The following is a 1,104-nucleotide window of genomic DNA, read 5'->3' as shown; positions in this document are numbered from 1 at the left end:
AGGCCTGTCAATTTCCTACAAAGTTGTCCAAGAACACGGTGGCAAAATCAGCTGCGTGTCTGCACCGGGCCAAGGAGCCGAGTTTATCATAGAAATACCGATCGAACAACCGTAAAGTGCGATCGGGGCGATCGTATCGGGATAACGAGTCTCGGTTTGTACTGAGGACTAAAGTCCTCAGAAAACTCGCTCGGACTAAAGCGGTAAGGTGCCGTGTGCATGGAGCCCTACATATAGAAATTTTGCGTAAGTTCTGTATTGCTGAAACCCTGGCTTTTCTTGCTTCTTCCTCCTTCCTTCTTCCCACCTCCATCCGACTTCCATCCCTTACATCCGTTATATCGTTTCCGGTTGCATGGGAATCATATCAAATCCGCGGTTCATCGTCGGGCGTAAAATAGAATCCCGAGGCCAACAAATAATTCGCGCAATTTTCATTTTTTTGACCCCTCCTTCAACAGTCAACAGTCAACAGTCAACAGTCATTAGTCATTAGTCAACAGTCAACAGTCATCGGTCAACAGCCAACAGTCCACAGTCCACAGTCCACAGTCAACAATGATTCTGGTGCAACCGGAATCGATATTACATCCTCAGAAAGCGAATCCGTTGCCGAACTGCCTTCTTCCTTAATTACACCTTTCCAAATAAATTCGAGCCACCTTATCCCCCGGATTTTGCCGCAAACAATCCGCAAAAAGTACCGCCGCTTGCCTAAAACTATTCATATTGTACAAAGACAAAGCCTCAGTAAATAGTTGCAGAGTCGCTAACTTCCCCGCTTTAACTTCCGCCAAATCCGCATCAAAAACTTCATAAACAGTTACCCATTCAGACTTACCCTTAACCTGAACTTTATCAATTACCCGAATTGCATAATCACCCGGATTTGTCAAGCGCTCAAAAGTCTGCTGAGTAATTAACAGCGACACCCCGTAATTCTTCGTCAAACTTTCAATGCGAGAAGCCAAATTAACCGCATCGCTGATCACAGTACCGTCCATCCGGCTTTTTCCGCCCACAATACCCAGAATCAAAGAACCAGTATTGATTCCCACCCCAATCTGAACTGGCACATAACCCAGAGAAGCGCGAGCTCGATTG

The 1,104-nt window shown here is 46.0% G+C and carries 2 protein-coding genes; one reads left to right on the top strand and one right to left on the bottom strand.

Annotated features, from left to right (window positions below; genetic code table 11):
* Positions 1 to 4 precede the first annotated feature (4 nt).
* Positions 5 to 115 carry a hypothetical protein gene (locus ACUVJL_RS07445; protein WP_445245270.1) on the top strand — a complete coding sequence of 37 codons (111 nt, stop codon included), beginning with the start codon at positions 5 to 7 and terminating at the stop codon, positions 113 to 115.
* 514 nt (positions 116 to 629) lie between these two features.
* Here the strand turns inward: ACUVJL_RS07445 and ACUVJL_RS07440 are convergent.
* A partial coding sequence (locus tag ACUVJL_RS07440) for an adenylate/guanylate cyclase domain-containing protein (RefSeq protein ID WP_445245269.1) occupies positions 630 to 1,104 on the bottom strand: 475 nt, incomplete at its 5' end.

The sequence above is a fragment of the Microcoleus sp. OTE_8_concoct_300 genome (genome assembly GCF_031383065.1).
Lineage (GTDB): Bacteria > Cyanobacteriota > Cyanobacteriia > Cyanobacteriales > Microcoleaceae > Microcoleus.
The sequence above is the reverse complement of the archived record's forward strand: the minus strand, read 5'-3'. Positions and strand labels throughout refer to the sequence as shown.